General features: G+C 40.2%; 14 protein-coding genes and 1 tRNA gene. 6 read left to right on the top strand and 9 right to left on the bottom strand.

Annotated elements, in window-relative coordinates; genetic code table 11:
- Positions 1-169: 169 nt before the first annotated feature.
- Genes D2V08_RS07975 through D2V08_RS07950 form a run of 6 tightly spaced genes read right to left on the bottom strand, consistent with a single transcriptional unit; the run spans position 170 to position 6,254 of the window.
- Positions 170-1,057, bottom strand: a complete 888-nt coding sequence (locus tag D2V08_RS07975; protein WP_119607507.1) for a diacylglycerol/lipid kinase family protein — start codon at positions 1,055-1,057, stop codon at positions 170-172.
- On the bottom strand, positions 1,054-3,021 hold the full coding sequence (locus D2V08_RS07970; RefSeq protein WP_119607506.1) for an LTA synthase family protein: 1,968 nt from the start codon (positions 3,019-3,021) through the stop codon (positions 1,054-1,056). The genes D2V08_RS07975 and D2V08_RS07970 overlap by 4 nt, the downstream gene beginning before the upstream one ends.
- 16 nt (positions 3,022-3,037) lie before the next feature.
- Positions 3,038-4,528 (bottom strand): DUF3570 domain-containing protein, encoded by a 1,491-nt coding sequence (locus tag D2V08_RS07965; protein ID WP_119607505.1) that lies wholly within the window; start codon positions 4,526-4,528, stop codon positions 3,038-3,040.
- Between the two features lie 7 nt (positions 4,529-4,535).
- Entirely contained in the window at positions 4,536-4,745 is a 210-nt protein-coding gene (locus tag D2V08_RS07960) for a DUF4266 domain-containing protein (protein ID WP_119607504.1), read from the bottom strand.
- 8 nt (positions 4,746-4,753) lie between these two features.
- Positions 4,754-5,800, bottom strand: coding sequence for an FAD:protein FMN transferase (locus D2V08_RS07955; protein WP_119607503.1), 1,047 nt, complete (start codon positions 5,798-5,800; stop codon positions 4,754-4,756).
- A gap of 10 nt (positions 5,801-5,810) precedes the next feature.
- Positions 5,811-6,254 carry a thioredoxin family protein gene (locus D2V08_RS07950; RefSeq protein WP_119607502.1) on the bottom strand — a complete coding sequence of 148 codons (444 nt, stop codon included), beginning with the start codon at positions 6,252-6,254 and terminating at the stop codon, positions 5,811-5,813.
- 112 nt (positions 6,255-6,366) lie between these two features.
- Here D2V08_RS07950 and D2V08_RS07945 point away from each other — a divergent pair, with 112 nt between their 5' ends.
- From D2V08_RS07945 to D2V08_RS07935, 3 genes are read left to right on the top strand one after another with little or no spacing between them, the layout of a single operon-like run.
- On the top strand, positions 6,367-6,888 hold the full coding sequence (locus D2V08_RS07945; RefSeq protein ID WP_119607501.1) for an RNA polymerase sigma factor: 522 nt from the start codon (positions 6,367-6,369) through the stop codon (positions 6,886-6,888).
- 43 nt (positions 6,889-6,931) lie between these two features.
- Positions 6,932-7,852 (top strand): FecR family protein, encoded by a 921-nt coding sequence (locus D2V08_RS07940; RefSeq protein ID WP_119607500.1) that lies wholly within the window; start codon positions 6,932-6,934, stop codon positions 7,850-7,852.
- Positions 7,853-7,855: 3 nt separating this feature from the next.
- The gene (locus D2V08_RS07935) at positions 7,856-10,420 is read left to right on the top strand and encodes a TonB-dependent receptor plug domain-containing protein (RefSeq protein WP_119607499.1); all 2,565 of its coding nucleotides are present in this window, start codon (positions 7,856-7,858) and stop codon (positions 10,418-10,420) included.
- A gap of 66 nt (positions 10,421-10,486) precedes the next feature.
- Here the strand turns inward: D2V08_RS07935 and D2V08_RS07930 are convergent.
- Positions 10,487-10,568: transfer RNA gene (locus tag D2V08_RS07930), tRNA-Leu, on the bottom strand.
- A gap of 161 nt (positions 10,569-10,729) precedes the next feature.
- On the opposite strand from D2V08_RS07930, the gene D2V08_RS07925 reads away from it, so the two are divergent.
- The 3 genes from D2V08_RS07925 to pth all read left to right on the top strand — a co-directional run bounded on the left by D2V08_RS07925 (position 10,730) and on the right by pth (position 13,050).
- Positions 10,730-11,671, top strand: coding sequence for a ribose-phosphate pyrophosphokinase (locus tag D2V08_RS07925; protein WP_119607498.1), 942 nt, complete (start codon positions 10,730-10,732; stop codon positions 11,669-11,671).
- Between the two features lie 19 nt (positions 11,672-11,690).
- A complete protein-coding gene (locus D2V08_RS07920) occupies positions 11,691-12,332 on the top strand; it encodes a 50S ribosomal protein L25/general stress protein Ctc (RefSeq protein ID WP_119607497.1) in 642 nt (213 codons plus the stop codon).
- A gap of 88 nt (positions 12,333-12,420) precedes the next feature.
- Positions 12,421-13,050: an aminoacyl-tRNA hydrolase gene (gene pth / locus D2V08_RS07915; RefSeq protein ID WP_119607496.1), complete on the top strand. Its 630-nt coding sequence runs from the start codon at positions 12,421-12,423 to the stop codon at positions 13,048-13,050.
- Positions 13,051-13,052: 2 nt separating this feature from the next.
- Here the strand turns inward: pth and D2V08_RS07910 are convergent, their stop codons facing one another.
- Both D2V08_RS07910 and D2V08_RS07905 read right to left on the bottom strand, forming a co-directional pair.
- Positions 13,053-13,739: a hypothetical protein gene (locus tag D2V08_RS07910; RefSeq protein WP_119607495.1), complete on the bottom strand. Its 687-nt coding sequence runs from the start codon at positions 13,737-13,739 to the stop codon at positions 13,053-13,055.
- Entirely contained in the window at positions 13,736-17,530 is a 3,795-nt protein-coding gene (locus tag D2V08_RS07905) for a reprolysin-like metallopeptidase (protein ID WP_119607494.1), read from the bottom strand. The genes D2V08_RS07910 and D2V08_RS07905 overlap by 4 nt, the downstream gene beginning before the upstream one ends.
- Between the last annotated feature and the right edge of the window lie 37 nt (positions 17,531-17,567).

Here is a 17,567-nt window from a genome sequence, read left to right as displayed (position 1 = left end):
ACAAAACCTGTCGACAATACAATCGAAACCTGTAAACATCTGGGATTCAGTGGAAATCAAAAAAATAGGAGGAATTCATTAAAGTTTTTCGACCGACCTTAAAGATTAAGGCATACATCTCCTAAAAAGACTTGTCAACAATATTTATGAGCAAATGAAAATTCCAATTTTAAGGAACCAAAACATTCAGAGCCTTTTTCTCAATAGTAACAACAACCTCTCCATCGGTCAAATGGTGTAATTCACCATCTGCTTGCATAAGGTGAGTGGTGTCATTATTTTCAAAGGCCAATTTGAGTTCCTTTACCTTGAAATATTGAATTTTTTTGAGGTCTTGATTTAATCTGAGTAGAATAAAAAAACCTAGCATTAGCATTTCTCCTCTGTTCAAGTTTTCGATAATCACTACGTCCAACAAACCATCTTGCAATGATGCCATTCGAGTAAGGGAAATATCATACCCCATTACTTTTGAGTTTGAAACAAAAAACATAAAGGGGTTTGCCTTGAAAGTTTTTCCGTTTAGTTCAACCTTTATCTTTTCACTGTTCTTAAATTCTTTGATAGATTTTAGAACAGCTTTAAGGTAGGCCCAAAATCTTCTTTTACCGCAGTTGTTATAATTGGAAATCACTTTTGCATCAAAGCCGATTCCCATATTGCTAAAAAAAGGTTTCCCGTTCACCAAGGCGACATCTATTCCATTGGTTCTACTTTCCTTGATAATTTTAACAGCCTCCTTGATGTTTCGAGGAATTTCTAAACTTTCGGCCAATCCATTCCCCGAACCCATTGGTATAATCCCCAAAGGCACGTCGGTCCCCACTAAACACGAGGCCACTTCGTTGATGGTACCATCCCCTCCACAAGCTACAAGAACTTGCGCTCCATCTCTTAAGGATTCGGTGGACAAAACCGCAGCATGACCGGCGTAATTGGACACTTTTACAGTTAATTCATATTGTTTTGAATCGAAGTATCCGGACAAAAAACTTTCATTGAATTTTAAATCTCCCTTGCCAGCAATCGGATTCACTATAAAATGCACCTTCTTCATCGCGCAAGGTTTACATCAAGTCCGCCATGGTTATAGAGGTAATCCGCTAATTGGTAAAATGAAATGGTCTGAGTCAAAAATGTAGTGTCCACAGGTTCCTTTTTTAAGCTGTTGTCCTGTTGGTTCCATTTATATTGATTAGCGGTTTTTCCATCACCCAAAACCATCAAATTATTTGATTTTAAAAGACCAAGCTTTCTATAATTACCAATAAAAGCTCTTTGCTCAGTAGGCTCTATGCTAAAAACATCTCTACCGAAAAAGTTGTTCTTGTACTCCCAGCCCAAAAGAGAAAATAGGGTCGGCATTACATCTATTTGCGAACATTGTTGGTCAATTTGAGTTCCTTTTAACCCATCTAAATTGACAATAATGGCCGGAATACGATAATTGGCCACATCCAGCTCCCATTTACCAGCACTACTGGCGCAGTGGTCGGCCATAATAACAAACACCGTATTATCATACCAAGGTTTGGTTTTGGCTTTTTTCAAAAAATCCCCAATAGCATAATCGGTATATTTGACCGCACCGCTCCGTCCTGTACCTGATGGAACATCTATCCTTCCCCCTGGATAGGTATAGGGCTTATGGTTGGAGGTGGTCATTATAAAATTGAAAAAAGGTTTTCCTTGCTTTGAGGACTTATCAGCCTCCTTTAGGACCTTATTGAAAATATCTTCATCACATACGCCCCATGCATTTTCAAAAGTCACCTCATCATCTTCTATATTATTTCGTTTTGTAACAATATCTCCCGATGGCAAAAAACCTCTTCCACGATCCACAATATCAAACCCATTTCCACTGAAAAATTTGTCCATATTGTCAAAATAACCATCACCTCCATAAAAGAAAGTCCGGGCATACCCCTTGCTTTTAAATACTTCGCCAATGGTATATAGGTCTTGGTTATGTTCCCGTTTTACGATACTTCTTCCTGGTGTTGGCGGAACGGCCATTGTAATGGCCTCCATTCCTCGTACCGTTCTTGTACCTGTTGCATATAAATTGGTGAAATAAATTTCAGCCTTTGCGATGGAATCCAAATTGGGAGTCAGTTTTTCGTCATTCCCAAAAACACCTAAATAACTAGCGCTCAGACTCTCCACACAAACGAGTACCACATTCGGTCTTTTTTCTACATTTCCTTTTACAAGTCTTAGTATGTTCTTTTGGGGGTTGAGAAGGCTATCGGAGGGAGCTTTTATACGTTCCTCGACCATAGAAAGGGCTTTCTGTTCAGGTATGGTCCTATAGAATTCCGTATAGCTGAGCTCATTGTTCCTAAAAGCTGCAAAAAAGGAATAAATCCCCGCTTTGGACAGTTCATTGTTATAGCGGTTGTTCGAAATCTCTGCATCCTCGTTCTCTATGATTCCACTGTAAAATGAAACCAGTACCATAGCGATAAGCGTGGGCACCAACTTTTGACGAAAAGTGGCCGTTGACCCAAATGCTTTCTTGAACACTCCCTTGCGTTTAAACAACCAGATGGTGAGCACTACTAAAAGCAACATGCCCCCGATAAGAATAGGCAATGGATAAGATTCGTTGATGTTCTTTACTACCTCGTAGGTATATACCAAATAATCCACCGCAATAAAATTGAAACGTCTTTGGAACTCATCCCAAAAAGTGATTTCGGCAAAAAAGGAAAAGTAAACAATCAACAATCCAACGGCCAAACCAAAATAGCAGATAACTCTATCAACAAACGAACCATAAAATCGCTTAGGCAGTAAAAGAAAGTAAAGGGTAGCTACCACGGAGAAAAAAGATATCGTTCCCAAATCAAAAAACAGGCCCATAAAGAATATTTTGATCAACCCAAAAAAGGAATGTTCTACCTGTGAAAAATCCATCGCCAAGAAAATAAACCGAACCAAAGAGGAGACGGTCAAAAACAACATTGCAAAAGCATTGATGATGGAAAAACGTGATGGAAAAATATTTTTAAACATATGCAAAGTCCAATTTTTAATCCATTACAAATTTGAATCCCAGACCAAAATAATTGGCTTTTAGGCCTGTGCTCCGTTGATAGTTGTTGTATTTTAAGTCGATGCTCTTGAGTCCGAAATGCCATGTCCTGAACTTGGTGAAAATATCAGTGTAGCTGATTCCAAATCCAACTTGATGGGCGTCATAAGCCGACAAATCAAAGTCAGATGTGTAATACTGTTCAGTGGATAGGTTGGTGTCAAAGGGAGCAAAATAGTCTATCTGGTTCTGCGTATAATATCGATATGATGGATACAGCGTAAAATTTTGAGTTATTTTAATCGGCAGTTCAACACTTGCTGTGTGCGACTGCAGCCCCCAATCGTCAAAATAATAACGATAATATGTCCGTACGGTAAGCACCTCATTGAAATAATGATTCAAACGGAAACCAACTGGAAATTTCATCCTATTGTCCGGTAACCGCTCTATATCATCAGCTAACATAAAAGCATCAGTGTTTTGGGATGAAGTGTAATAGGATATACTTGCCGGATTTCCGATAAAATAGTTGGGGACATCAGCAAAATAGACTCGCTGCATGGGATTGGAGAGCCAACCTTGTTGATTTACCACATCAGCAAAAACAGACATTTGCGTATTCTTGCCCAGAATTTGGGAAAAGGATACCAAAAGGGCAAAGCTGTTCCGTTTTTTGTCCGAAATCAAGCTAAATCCGTCAATAGGTCTCCACGTATTTGGACCATTTTTATCTGTGACATTTCCGTTGCTGTCCAAAATATCCACCCCATTGAAAAATCCACTGTTCAGGTTATTTCCAGCTTCTAGGTAACTATCCAACTCAGTAGGATATCTGGGCAACCAGGTATCCAAAAACACACTTCCCTTTACACTTACTTCGGTATTTTTTTCATTAAACAACTTGGTAATTCCACCCCCAAAACCGAAGGATGTATAGTCATATTCCGTCGCAAAAGATGCATTGGCATTCCATATCTGGTTTCTATCATCCGAACTATGGGCATATGCCACGGTAATACCGCCCCATGTGTCTTGTCGGGAAGCTCCAGAAGATGCCAACCACGGACTTCCGATTACACCGGAATAACCTCCATTATTGTTATCGTCGCCAAATCCATCATCGTCACCACCTCCGACACCAGAGGTCCCAGATGCCCCACTAACACCTGATCCACTTTTGGTCAAATCAAATGGATTCAAATTACTGGAAGATGCGGAAGTGTAGGTACTAATACCGGCATCCACGGTCAAAGCATCGTCATCGTTCAATGGGATGCTCACAACAATGGATGGTGCGACATCGGTCAATTTTTCGGTTCCAATACCTCCTGTAACCGAGGCATTATTGCCGGTTTGCTCGTAATAACTGGACAGAATATCCACTTCGGTGGACTCCAATACCCGTTTTTTGTAACTCCCGGTATTTTCTTGCTGTGCCAAACCCATTAAGGGACTTAGTAGTAATACCCAAATTATCTTATACATGTTCCGCTCAATTACATCCACAGCCACCTCCTGTTTTTCCTCCGTTTCCACCAGAGGCACCTTCGCGGTATACCTGATAATTGGTTTCGAACTTTGCCAATTTTTTATCGGCCAGCACCATGTCCGGATCATTTATGTTCACCTTATCGTATTCGTGCAACACTATACACGAGGATAGGCTGGACAAGCTGCACAATGCAATTAAAATCTTCTTCATATTCAGATTTATCTACTTTGAGTTTCTATTTCTTTTAAGGCAATATTTTTGGATGTGATAATCTTATTGTTTTCATCCACAATAATGCATTCGACTCCCTTCAACTGATTCACAAAATCAAGGCCTGTTTCCACGCCCATAACAAATATGGAAGTGGCCAGGGCATCTGCCAGTTCTGCATTTTTGGTAAAAATTGTGGCACTTAAAATGCCCTTGCTGGGGTATCCCGTCCTCGGGTCTATAATATGGGTATAGCGCTCCCCATTCAGGATGATGTATTTTTCATAATTGCCCGAGGTAACTACAGCTTGATCCTTTATGGGCAACCAAGAAAAAACCTTGCTCTTGTTCAATGGATTTACAATGGCTACCATCCAGTCCTTCCCATCTGGTTGGGTACCCCAGGCGTTTAAATCCCCAGATGCATTGATAATGCCGGAAGTCACTCCATGTTTTACCAATAATTTTTTGGCTTTGTCCGCAGCATACCCTTTTCCAATAGCCCCAAAGCCAATTTTCATCCCCTTGTTTTTTAGAAAAACAGTTTGCTCTTTATGGTTTAGAATGATGTTTTGATAACCAACTTTGGATACCGATTGCTTTATCACTTCCGCTTGGGGCATCTCGGTTACGGAACCATCAAACTTCCAGATACGGTCCATAGAAGCATAGCTAATATCAAAAGCGCCTTGGGTCAACTTGGAAATCTTAAGGGCCCTTTCAATAAGTTGAAAAAGTTCCGAATCCACTTTTACCGGCGATACTCCTGCATTACGGTTAATCGCGGAGGTTTGCGATTGAGAATCCCATGAAGAAATTATTTTTTCAATTCTCGAAATCTCGGATATGGCCATATCCAAATATTCATCTCCCTTTTTTTGATTTTCTGCTACAACGGTTAGGTCGAAACGGCTTCCCATTAATTTTAGGGTACGCTGGTATACTTCTAGGTTAGATGTGTTATCCCTGAATGTCGAATTTAATCCTCCTGAATAACCGGATACAACCAAAAAGAAAAGAATGGCACTCGATGTAGCTTGTTTTAACCTTAACATCACAGTATCCTTAGAATGAGTTCAACTTATTGAAATAAGCCTTTGGACCCATTTTTTCATACCCAGTTTGCCCCAAGACTTTTCCTGATGGGTCTAACACCACCACATAGGGGAAATAACCGTTTGGATTATACTTTGCAGCCAAGGATTTGTTCCGTGCTTCTTGTTCCGTAGGTAATTTGTTCTTTTTTCTTCTGGGAAAATCGGCCTTGAGCATAACAAAATGATCCTTGGCCAGTTTTTGAAAATCCTCTTTGCTCCAAACCTCTCTATCCAGTTTAATACAAGGCGCGCACCAGTCGGAACCTTGGAAGACCAGAATAATGTTATTGTTATTTTTTTGAGCTAGATCTTTGGCTTTTTCAAAATTTGTTTGCCAATCTTGGGCAGCAAGGTTTTGAAGTAGAAAAAAACAACCTACAATCAAGGTTGTGACCCATTTTTTGTTGTCCATAACTAGATATTAATTTCTTTTTCTATTACTTAGACAGTCAAAAAACAGGACACCCTATTTTTTTCTAACTATTTTTATAATCTACTTAAAGTAGTTTCGCCCAAAACAGAACATGACAGAGGAAGAGCCATCCATTTGTGAACAAAAAACCTACAATCAAATATTTCGTGATCACTACGAAACAGTGACACGATTTATTTATTATAAATGTGGAGACCTTGCACAGGCCGAGGATATTGTTCAAAATGTATTTGTGAAACTTTGGAAGTTGTGTTCCACGGTTTCATTTTCCAAAGTGAAGGCTTACCTGTACAGGGCAGCCAACAACTCTTTCCTAAATGAAAAAGCACATGAGAAAATTGTATTGAAACATTTAGAAAAGGTAACACCTTCCGTGGACAATGAAAACCCTGAATATTTAATGCAAATGGATGAATTCCACGAAAAGCTTAAAGCAGCCATTGCTTCCTTGCCACAAAAAGAAAGGGAAGTATATCTGTTAAGCAGAGTGGAAAAGAAAACCTATACAGAAATCGCAGAAATATTAGGGCTTGGTGTAAAGGCAATTGAACGTAGAATGAGCAAGGCCTTGTTGAGCTTACGGGAAGTACTTGGAAAAGAATTAAAATTTTAATAGGGTAATCGGTTGTTTAACTGTCATTTAAATAAGAGAGTAAATGCCTATGGAGGAAAAATACGCCAGTGAAGATTTTTTGGCCCGATGGTTAGCAGGAGAATTGAGCGAAGAGGAACTAACAGGGTTCAAGGCATCCGATGTCCATAGGGAAATTATGGCCATTGATAATGCCGCCAAATCCCTGAACGGCCCTAAAATAGATACTGAAAAGGCCCTCTCCCTTGTTACTTCAAAAAATCAAAAGGTAAAGAAAGAGCCCAAAGTAAAACGCTTATGGTTATTTTCTGCGGCTGCGGCATGCATTGCCTTATTGTTTACTGGCTACACCTATTTCTATGGCACAAAATCGTATTCCACCGGTATTGGCGAAAAAGAGTCCGTGCTTCTCGCTGATGGCTCTATCATTGAGATGAACTCCAATTCAAGATTATCCTACAAACGATTTAATTGGGAGGAAGACCGCTCTGTGGATTTTAACGGCGAGGCATTTTTTGATATCAAATCAGGTGACGATTTTACGGTGAAAACTTCCCAAGGAACAGTTTCGGTTTTGGGAACCAAATTCAACATTAAGAACCGTAAGGGTTTTAAAGTTCAATGCTATGAAGGTTCTGTAGTATTTAATCCATTGGACAAAACCCATTCTAGCATGGAGCTCACCCAAGGAATGGAAATCCAATTGATAAATGGGGAACTCTATCAAAAACAATTTTCACAAAACACTCCAGACTGGCAAAATGGATTTTCTTCCTTTTCAGAACAACCACTCTCTGAAGTTTTGGATGAGCTATCCCTACAATATCCTATTATGTTTAATTTGAATGACCTTGATATCAATCGAAAATTCACAGGGAAATTCACCCACAACAATCTTGAAAACGCCCTAAAGACAACTTTGGAACCCATGGGTGTCAAATATCATATTTCTAAGGACAAAAGAATTGTTACCTTGTCTGAATAAGAAATGAGGTATTTTATAACTCTATTATTGTTCCTTCTGGGCATCCCTATATCCCATGCCCAAGAAAATCTATTCTTCGAATTCAAAGAAACTCCCTTAAAAGAGGTCATCCTACAACTGGAAAAGGAAATGAGCCTGAGCTTTTCCTATGCTGAGGATCTCATTGACAATAAAACGATTACTGCCTTGGCAGAGGGTATGTCCATGGACGAACTTATTGGCCTCCTGGAAGCGCAGACGGGATTACGTTTTGAAAAAATCGATGGCCAAGCACACATCATTATTGCACCTATTTCACTAGAAAAAGAAATCTGTCTTTACTTATTGGATCAAGATACCCGATTGCCCATTACAGAAACCCAGGTTGTGGTAGATTCAAGTTTGGTGAAGGAAACCGATCAAAAAGGAAATGTCAAGTTTAAGGATTCAGGGAAAACCAAATATCTGGTTGAAGTTTCGGGTTATGGTTCTCTGGATATTAAGCCAACGGATACATGTAATCCCATCTATCTATCGGCAGTTTACAAAGAACTGGATGAGGTCATAGTCACTTCATACATTACAACGGGAATAGATCGGAACCGCGATGGCTCCATTGCCATTACCCAAAAACCTTTAGGGCCAATTCCTGGACAGACAACACCCGACATCTTACAGAGCATCCAAATGATTCCCGGTGTTTCCAGTTTGGATGAGTCAGCTTCCGGTATACAAATACATGGGGGCACTTCCGATCAAAATTTGGTGCTTTTTGATCATATCCGAGTGTTCAATAGCGGATATCTTTACGGCATGTTGTCCAGATTTAACCCATATGCTACTGAAAAAGCAATGATTTTTAAGACAGCCACCAGCGCCGCCTACGGTGACCGGGTTTCGGGGATTATCGATATAAGTACCGATGACAAGGTTTCCAACAAGGTATCCGGAGGGGTTGGAATAGATGGATTGAGTGTGGACGGATATATTAAAACACCTCTATCGGACAAATCATCTTTGTCCCTATATGCTAGAAATGCCTATTTGGACATTCTCAAAACCCAGACCTATGAAGCCTATGCCAAGAAAATTTTCAGTAATTCGGGCCCAATTTCGGACCGTAACGGAAATCCGTTGAATGTAAGTTCCGACGACGGCTATACGTATGGTAACAGTGACAGTGAGTTTCGGTTTTACGATATCAACGTAAAATACGTGTACCAACCTTCTGAAAAGGACAAACTTTCCGTTAGTGCATTAATGACCAGAAACCGTACGCTTTTTTCGTTCCAAAACAAAGGTGAAACAAAAAGGGATTCCTTGGCCACCGGGAACGGAGGCGTAAGCATCAATTGGAAACACCAAACCTCTTCGAGGCAGACAGATCAGATTACCACATATTTTTCATCCTACGATTCGTATTACCGAAATCTGGAATTGTACGGTGACGTATTGGAAGAAACCAATATTCGAGGGAACAGAATAAGTGATTTTGGATTGGAACTCAAGTCGGATAGGGTTTTTAAAAACAATGATCTGCTAAGTTTCGGATACCAACTTTCCAATACCAATTTGGAAATAGATATGAGCTATGTATCCAATTTGGATCCTACGGACAATATTAGCCTTCCCGTGCAGGATAGCAACTTAAAAAATGTACTTTTTGGAGAATACAGCTTCAGAAAAGACAATGGAGCATTGTTAAAAATAGGGCTAAGAGCCGTACACTATGGCAGTTTAGGGAATCTATATCTGGAACCAAGATTAAATATTGAGATGCCCATCAACAAAAGCCTTCGGATACGTACAGGAATGGAAAGAAGAAACCAACCCATTTCGCAACTTATCGAATTTAACCAAACCGAGCTTAGGCTGGAAAACAATCTTTGGAGACTGTCCGACAATACGGACTACCCCCTTTTACAAAGCAATCAATTTTCGGCAGGTTTGCTTTTTGATAAAAATGGGTGGACCGTTGATGCCGAGGCCTATTATAAAAATTTAAAAGGACTCACTTCCTATAGTCAGGGTTTTCATCTGCCTCAACCCAACCTGAGTAAAGGAAAAAGTCGAATTATAGGAGTGGATATACTATTGAAAAAACGCATTCGAAACTACAGTTTCTGGGCAGGATATTCCTTCAATGATGTGAATTTTACTTTTGATGAGATCCAAGAAAGTAGTTTTTCAGGAAACAACGATATACCGAATAGCTTTAGGGTATCCAATAGTTTGGACATCAAAAACCTGAAGCTTTCCCTAGGATGGCAATATCGCACGGGAACACCATTTACTCCGATTAAAAATTACGATGAAGAATCCAAAGCGGTTACATTTGAATCGTTGAACAGCGGCAGATTACCCAGTTTCCATAGGCTGGATGCCTCTTTGACCTATGATTTTGCGATCAATCCCAAATCCACTAAAATCCAATTGGGCATTTCGGCTTTGAATATCTACGACCGTATCGTACCTCTTGCCATCATCCACAGAACCAATCAACAAAATGGAGAATTGCTTTTGGAACAGGTTATACAAAGAAGGTCTTTGGGATTTACTCCAAATCTAACTTTACGAATATTTTTCTAAGGCAACCAAATAGTCATCTCCACAAACAAAAAACCCTGACAATTTCTATTGTCAGGGTTTTTGAAGTACCTTGGGAGGGAATCGAACCCTCACTCCCGAAGGAACTGGATTTTGAATCCAGCGCGTCTACCAGTTCCGCCACCAAGGCATTGGCCTCACATTTTTCAAATGCGAGTGCAAAGCTAAAAAAATATTTTTATTTATCACCAAAAAATACTTTCATTTATCCTTTAGCAACCCGAATTAATTCTTAAATTTGCACCTCCTTATTAAAAAGTACTTTAAAACGCTAGTTAACAAGAGATTGTAATGGCCTATCAAGTTCCGGAACCTAAAATTTTTGCTTGCACCCAAAGCGTTGAGCTGGGTGAGAAGATTGCCGCTTCCTATGGCGCAGAATTGGGAAAAGTCCAATTCTCACGTTATAGTGATGGTGAGTTCCAGCCTTCGTTCGAGGAGTCAATTCGGGGAGCAAGAATTTTTATAATTGGTTCCACTAATCCAAGCTCGGAAAACTTGATGGAAATGTTGTTGATGCTGGATGCTGCCAAAAGAGCTTCCGCCAGACACATTACTGCCGTTATGCCCTACTTTGGTTGGGCCAGACAGGATAGAAAGGACAAACCACGTGTTCCCATTGCTGCAAAATTGGTAGCTAAAATGTTGGAAACCGCAGGCGCCACAAGAATAATTACCATGGACCTGCATGCAGACCAAATCCAAGGCTTCTTCGAAAAGCCGGTAGATCATCTGTTTGCCTCCACCCTATTCTTGCCTTATTTAAAAGGACTGAATCTGGACAACTTGTGTATTGCATCCCCAGATATGGGAGGTTCCAAAAGAGCCTATGCTTATTCAAAAGCACTGGAATGCGATGTGGTCATCTGTTACAAGCAAAGAGCCAAGGCCAATGTTATTTCCCATATGGAACTGATAGGCGATGTAAAAGGAAAAAATGTAGTATTAGCTGATGATATGGTTGATACGGCAGGCACCCTTACCAGAGCTGCTGATTTGATGATGGAGAGAGGTGCAGTAAGTGTACGTGCCGTAACTACCCACGGACTTTTATCGGGTGATGCATACGAAAAAATAGAAAAATCAAAGTTGACTGAATTAATCGTAACCGATTCCATTCCAGTAGACAAAGATAAAAGCAAAATAAAGATATTGTCATGTGCCGATCTGTTTGCAGATGTAATGCACCGAGTGCACCACAACACATCCATATCTTCAAAATTTTTAATGTAAATCAATTTAATATTTAACAATGAAGTCAATTACAATCAAAGGATCCCAAAGAGAAAGCGTGGGCAAGGTTTCTACCAAAGCCTTACGTAATGCTGGAAAGGTCCCTTGCGTGCTGTACGGAGGGGATAAACCATTGCATTTTTCAGCTGATGAAATCGCATTCAAAGACTTGGTGTACACCCCAAATGCACACACCGTAGTAATTGAATTGAAGGATGGCGAAAAGTTTGCCGCCATATTACAGGATATTCAATTTCACCCTGTAACGGACAAAATTCTTCACATTGATTTCTACCAATTGTTCGAAGACAAACCAATCACCATGAAAATACCAGTACGTTTGGAAGGAAATTCGCCAGGGGTACGAAATGGTGGACGTTTACTTTTCAGAAAAAGAAAACTTTCCATTAGAGCATTGCCCGATTTGCTTCCTGATTTTATCACTATTGATATTTCCAAGTTGAGGATTGGTCAAACCATTGCTGTGGAAACTATTCTAAACGACGACTATACATTCTTACACCCAGATAGTACCGCTATCGTTCAGGTGAAAGCTTCTAGAACTTCTGTTGATGACGAGATAGAAGATGAAGATGAAGAAGGTGCAGAAGGTGAAGGCGCCGAAGCTGGAGAAGCTCCTCAAGCCGAAGCTGCGGAATAGCACTTTGAAGATTTTGCAAAAGCATCCCTTTTTTACTTTGGTAAAATTTGGGATGCTTTTGTATTTTTAGAGAAACCTAACATCGTCGATGCTCAAATTCATCAACAAGCTTTTTGGCCCATCAAAACAATTACTGAAAGAAATCGACCCCATGAAAAAATTTTTGATTGTTGGTCTTGGAAATATTGGACCTGATTATGAGGATACCCGCCATAATATTGGGTTTAAGATTCTTGACTTTTTGGCAGAACAGGAGGGTTTTACTTTTGAAAGTGCAAAACTGGGAGCTGCTGCGACGTTTAAACACAAGGGAAAAAGTGTGGTATGCTTAAAACCATCCACTTACATGAACTTGAGCGGCAAAGCAGTAAAATACTGGATGGATAAGGAAAATATAAATCTGGACAACATATTGGTGGTAACGGATGACATTAACCTACCTTTTGGCTCCCTAAGATTAAAAGGCAAGGGAAGTGATGGTGGCCACAATGGATTAAAGGACATCCAAAATGTTTTACAGACAACTAAATATAACCGCTTTAGATTTGGTGTAGGTTCTGATTTCAGTAAAGGCAAACAGGTGGATTATGTTTTGGGCAAATGGGATGATGACCAAGAAAAAGCCATGCCAGAAAGACTAAAAGTATCTACTGACCTTATACGCTCATTCATATTTGCTGGTGCAAAAAACACCATGAACCAATTCAATGGCAAGTAAATCTAGAGCACTTTAAAGTCAAACACCCCTGAATCTGAGGTATTACCCTCCAAATCGGTTGTTAGGACTCTCCAATAATAGGTCGTACCAGATTCTACACCTACAGGCAATTCCATGGTGGTTGAATTCGTTATTCCCACAGAAGTACTTGGAGGATTCACCTCTGAGAAAAACACCTCAAAAGAATCAATATCATTGTCCACATCTGCACCGGACCATTCCAAAACAACTTCATTGGCAATATCCTTTTGTACGGTAGAACCTGATGCAGGCTTGACCAGTTGCGCGGGAAAGGGTGTATAGGTAGTTTGTGAACCCGCATTATAAAATAACCATGTTACACTTGAAGCTACTTGGTCAGAATCAGAATTCCGAGATGTAACGGACCATGCAAATGGTGTTCCCTTGGTAATCGTAAGACTGGCAGAAGTGGTAGTGGTAGATATATTTTGAGGCACATTGGTTTCCAAATTCACAACACTAAGGGTATAGCTCTCCGTATTGTTGGATGCCATCCACCTAAAAGTTATCTGGGTGGACGTTTGATTGATATCGGTACCGGTAGTGCACTCAGAATTTTCTTCAGGAAACACCAACATTGCCCCTTCCGGTGCTGGAGGAGGACCATCATCACCCCCACAAGAAACCAATAAAGCCATTATGGATAACCTAATTAAATTCCGAATCATCTTTTTATAAGTTTAAACATTTCTTTTACTCCGGCTTTTTCAACTCGTAGATAATAAATCCCTTTGGTAAGATTAGATAGATCCAATTGAAGGTCATCTCCAAAAACCCTTCTATTCTCCGTTTGCACCAGTCTACCATTGGCCGTAAATATTTGAATTCCCACATTTCCTTCATAACCTCCCAAATAGATTTCTGTAGTGCTCTCTACTGGGTTTGGAGACAATATGGGCCTTGAGGAATAGAACAAGGTTTTTTCTATTACACCTTGACAGGGCAAGTTTGAATAGACCCTCAATTTATTAGTGCCTTCCTTCAAATCCAGCTGAACCTTTGATGCTTCTGTTTGAGTTACCAATCCATTGAGCTCAATATTATAAAATGAAGCTCCACTCAATTCTATACTCAAAATACCCGCATCTACTAACGCTGACAAATCCAGAACATCTGGTTGTGTAATTACAGCATTGAAACATACCTCCTGATAGGTAATCATACCATTTGTTCCTGTAATACAAAGAGAATAATCACCAGCGGTTAAATTGCTAAATATTTGAGAGTCGGTAAAATCAAATGAATCCGCACCACTAGGACCAGTCAAAACAGCCGTATAGGTTATGGAGGTATCAAAAGGTGTTATTGTAATGGAGCCATTATTGCTGGTACGGCAAGTTTCACTTTCTATTTCAACTTCAAAATTATCTTGGGCAAATCTATAAATGGCACACCCATTGGTATTTACCTCAACACCTTTTGGAGTTCCCAAGCAAAGATCATCACCATCGTCAAAAACCCCATCTTCATCTTCATCGGGCCGGTAATTTCCTTCAATACAGATATCCAAAGAAAAACCTATCAAAGTTCCTCCATCGCTCGAAGCTGTATCCTGAATTTCCAAAATCCATTCACCCAAAATGGATTCACCTTTAAATGAAGCTAATGACCCTAGAGGTGTTACCGTTCCAGAAATCGCTGGGCTTCCTGTACATTCAATGGGGCTTCCATCATCATCAAAAACCGCATTAATGTTATTTAAGTCTCCGCATGTATTAGAGATCAATGTTACCTCTGTCCCGGCTGGTGAAATCAAAGTTATAATCAAGTCTTCCAAATAGGTATGGTCCAATTCCAAGTTGACACTCACATCGGATATAGGTAAATCTTCCAAAAAAAACACTGATGTGGTCACTGTTGGCGTACCTGAAGATGAAACAGTAATAGGCAGGTCGTTAGATTCTTTGTTCTTACAATCAACTTGTGATGTGATAAAATTAAATGCGGCTCCAAAAGTTCCTGTTCCACAGCCATTATTTGGTCGAACCCTCCAAAAATATTCGGTTTGTTCCACCAAACTGGTTGTTTTATAGATTGTAAATGGAATCGAGGCAGATTCAACAATATTGGTAAAGCCAGCATCGGTAGCAACCTCAACATCATAACTGGAATACAGCGGGTTTTCTTCCCAAATGAGTTCAGCATCCAAAGAAACTCCACCTTCTCCATTAGCAGGTGACAATAGTGCTACATCGGGAAAAGTACCATCCTGTACCGTTAGCGCAAAAATCACACTTTTAGTCACAGATGCAGCGGTCGAAGTAACTGTAATATCATAAACACCGGGAACAACGCCATTGGTATTGGATAAGGTCAGATCCACCGAAGTATTATCGGAACTTGCTGCTGTTGGAGAAAAGCTTGCGGACAAACCTGCAGGAACATCTGCCGAGAATGTGGAATTCTCATTAAACCCAACATAGGTTTCATATACAAAAGGAATTACCAAATCATTCGGTTGACAGACCTCATATTTAAGATCGGCAAAATTCAAGACTACTTCGGATTGCTCAATGGTAAAGTCGGTTGTATTAACCGCAAAAAATATGTTGTCGCTTGCTTTTACCATGATTCGAGCAGTAGTTGTTACATCACCTGGTAATTGTATTTCTTCGGACCCATCATTAAGAGTGTTTTCCAATAAAATGATGGGATACGTTAACCCTCCATCCAAGGAAAGAAAAATATCCACTGTTTTGGTGTTCACTGGAGCAATATTGGTACTGGCCACATCCCATGTGATTTCTTGTACCGAACCTGCTGCATAAATTTCATTGCTCGTTTGTGAAGTAACCACAAATGGACCCGCGGCTTTAATCACATTTACATCCATTACATCTGAAATCACCTGTCCTCCACCTGCGGCATTGTCTCTTACAGTACACGCAAAACTGAAGCCTCGCTCTATTTCGGAAACAGTTTCCCAAGCATCCCCTGTAGCAGGGTTGTTTTGGGTGAGGTTTCCCTGAGCCACTTCCGATAGCCGTGGAAAATATCTTTTTGGGTCCGTACTAGGTGGAAGAGACCTAAAATTAGCGCCACCGGGATTGGTAGGGCCAAAGGATGCTGTGGTCACCAAACCATCATCTATTTGTTCCCAAGTAAAGGTAAGCACATCCCCCACATCGGGGTCGCTTGCAATACCTTCTAATACAAAAGCAGTACCCTTTGGTATTGTAAAATCGTTTACCGGGGTAAGTACTGGTGGTGAATTGACCAATTCCGTAGTTTGTGCACAGGATGTTGTTTCCAAATAAGTTGATATTTGAAGAATACTGTTATAATGAAAATAATCATCCCCATTGGATGCCACGTTATTCTCCCCAACAATCCCAGCATAACCCATAATTGTGCTTCCGCTGGCCGGCTCTGCCTGTACTCCAGTACCTTCAGATTCGAACGACCATGTATGGTTAGCTCCAAATTGGTGCCCAAGTTCATGCGCTACATAATCCAAGTCATAGACATCCCCTTGTGGGTTGTTAGCTGAAGAAAAAGCACTTCCCTTTCTATTGTCCACACAAACGGAAGCAATAAAACCAGCATTTCCATTATCTTCCCCCTCACCAACTTTATGAAAAAGATGTCCCACATCATAATTCGCCTCACCAATAATGGAAGTGATGGTGGACTGTACTTCCGAATTTAAACTATCATCATACGGGTCGGTAACCGCATTTGTAAAAATAATGAGGTCGTTATTGGGTATCAACTCCAATGTAATGCCCAAATCGGTTTCAAAAACTTCGTTCACTCTGGTAATGGTAGCATTGATTCCTGCAAGAGCATCTTCCACTGTCCCTCCCATCTCCTGAGTATATTCTCCTGAGGCAGAAATCGCAATTCTATATTTACGCAATACTTGACCATCTACCAAAGGAACAATGGTCTTTGCCATAGTGCCTGAAGACTTATTATCCCCACCGAACAGGTCTTTGCTGGTTTCACAGATAAAATCCATCTTCGAAGAAAGTCCATCTTCTTTATCGTACAAAATATAGGTGTCGGACTTATTGGAAACCGGTTCCATAAATGCTGTTTTGTTGTTCTGCAAGTCCACAACCATACTTTGAAGACCTTTTTGCGAACTACTCATCTTCACCTTATATCTCCCGTCGGCACTAACTCCCGTGTACGATTTTATGTTAGGGTATTTCTTGGCAAGGTCAGGATGCAATACCGAAGTTTCTTTCAAATTAAATGGAACCACATTGCCATTATTATTTGGAAGGTACACTACTTGCTTATTGTTTTTTGCTACGGAAAAAGATTTTATCCTATCGGAAAACATTCCCTTTTCCAATGAAAAGACACTCTTAGCGCCAGAAATATCCTTTAGTGAAGCACTACGCAGGTTAGTCTGTTTGGGAATGCTTTTCCAATAACCTTGCTGCCCGTAAATGCAAAAGCAGCTAAAAAATATGGCTATTGAAAAAACAAAATGTAATTTAGCTTTCATACACGGTTAGGGCATAGTATAATTTCAAATGTAAGCC

The sequence above is a fragment of the Flagellimonas lutimaris genome, assembly GCF_003581615.1.
Classification (GTDB): Bacteria; Bacteroidota; Bacteroidia; order Flavobacteriales; family Flavobacteriaceae; genus Flagellimonas; species Flagellimonas lutimaris.
Note: the sequence above shows the minus strand (reverse complement) of the source record. Positions and strands in the feature narration are given on the sequence as shown.

Coding starts and splice junctions, on each gene's coding strand:
- D2V08_RS07975 (WP_119607507.1), bottom strand. CDS start 1,057: ATGAAGAAGGTGCATTTTATAGTGAATCCGATTGCTGGCAAGGGAGAT.
- D2V08_RS07970 (WP_119607506.1), bottom strand. CDS start 3,021: ATGTTTAAAAATATTTTTCCATCACGTTTTTCCATCATCAATGCTTTT.
- D2V08_RS07965 (WP_119607505.1), bottom strand. CDS start 4,528: ATGTATAAGATAATTTGGGTATTACTACTAAGTCCCTTAATGGGTTTG.
- D2V08_RS07960 (WP_119607504.1), bottom strand. CDS start 4,745: ATGAAGAAGATTTTAATTGCATTGTGCAGCTTGTCCAGCCTATCCTCG.
- D2V08_RS07955 (WP_119607503.1), bottom strand. CDS start 5,800: ATGTTAAGGTTAAAACAAGCTACATCGAGTGCCATTCTTTTCTTTTTG.
- D2V08_RS07950 (WP_119607502.1), bottom strand. CDS start 6,254: ATGGACAACAAAAAATGGGTCACAACCTTGATTGTAGGTTGTTTTTTT.
- D2V08_RS07945 (WP_119607501.1), top strand. CDS start 6,367: ATGACAGAGGAAGAGCCATCCATTTGTGAACAAAAAACCTACAATCAA.
- D2V08_RS07940 (WP_119607500.1), top strand. CDS start 6,932: ATGCCTATGGAGGAAAAATACGCCAGTGAAGATTTTTTGGCCCGATGG.
- D2V08_RS07935 (WP_119607499.1), top strand. CDS start 7,856: ATGAGGTATTTTATAACTCTATTATTGTTCCTTCTGGGCATCCCTATA.
- D2V08_RS07925 (WP_119607498.1), top strand. CDS start 10,730: ATGGCCTATCAAGTTCCGGAACCTAAAATTTTTGCTTGCACCCAAAGC.
- D2V08_RS07920 (WP_119607497.1), top strand. CDS start 11,691: ATGAAGTCAATTACAATCAAAGGATCCCAAAGAGAAAGCGTGGGCAAG.
- pth (WP_119607496.1), top strand. CDS start 12,421: ATGCTCAAATTCATCAACAAGCTTTTTGGCCCATCAAAACAATTACTG.
- D2V08_RS07910 (WP_119607495.1), bottom strand. CDS start 13,739: ATGATTCGGAATTTAATTAGGTTATCCATAATGGCTTTATTGGTTTCT.
- D2V08_RS07905 (WP_119607494.1), bottom strand. CDS start 17,530: ATGAAAGCTAAATTACATTTTGTTTTTTCAATAGCCATATTTTTTAGC.